Source organism: Arsenicibacter rosenii, from assembly GCF_001870735.1.
Classification (GTDB): domain Bacteria; phylum Bacteroidota; class Bacteroidia; order Cytophagales; family Spirosomataceae; genus Arsenicibacter; species Arsenicibacter rosenii.
Genome location: NZ_MORL01000241.1, coordinates 1 through 568, shown reverse-complemented (window position 1 = coordinate 568; position 568 = coordinate 1). Strand labels below are relative to the sequence as shown.

Below are 568 nucleotides of genomic sequence, written 5' to 3'. Positions count from 1 at the left end.
CCGGGTGGGTTCAACCACTTCCTGAGCTTCGCCGGGATGTGGCGTAATATTGGTTACGGCGTCGACGATGTGGGTAGCTTCGTGCATCAGGACATAAATGATGGCATCCAGATTACCTCCTTCAACACGCACGGAAAAGGCATCATCATTTGTCCTGTTGAAACAGGTAGCCTCTTTCCATGTTGCCCATGCGGAGATAGTCTCATCCAGCAAGCCCGCTCTAAAGGTAATGTTGAACATCTTCGGCATACCCCCTGAATCGACCGGAGAGGTTAAGGCCGTATTGGGCATGTTATCCATAAAGCTGATACTGTGGAGATGCTGGTTAAGGATTCGCTGATGTAAGGGGGGTAACAGTGCAAAAGCATGGCTCACCTTTTCGTTCTGAGCCGGTGTAAGCGGGTGATTAACGGGCTTCATGCCGGCGCCACGGAACATGGTAAAAACACTTGCCGGGGCTACCTGAACGCGTTGTGCCGGGTTTGTACTATCCAGCTTTTGTGATAAGGCAGGATAGGCAAAAAATAGCATAATTAACCCCGAAATAGCCCATGTACATTGAAACTGG

At 50.0% G+C, this 568-nt stretch carries 1 pseudogene; it reads right to left on the bottom strand.

The features are described 5' to 3' along the window. Window positions 1-531, bottom strand: a pseudogene (locus BLX24_RS31065) (hypothetical protein); the annotation flags it as partial. Between the last annotated feature and the right edge of the window lie 37 nt (window positions 532-568).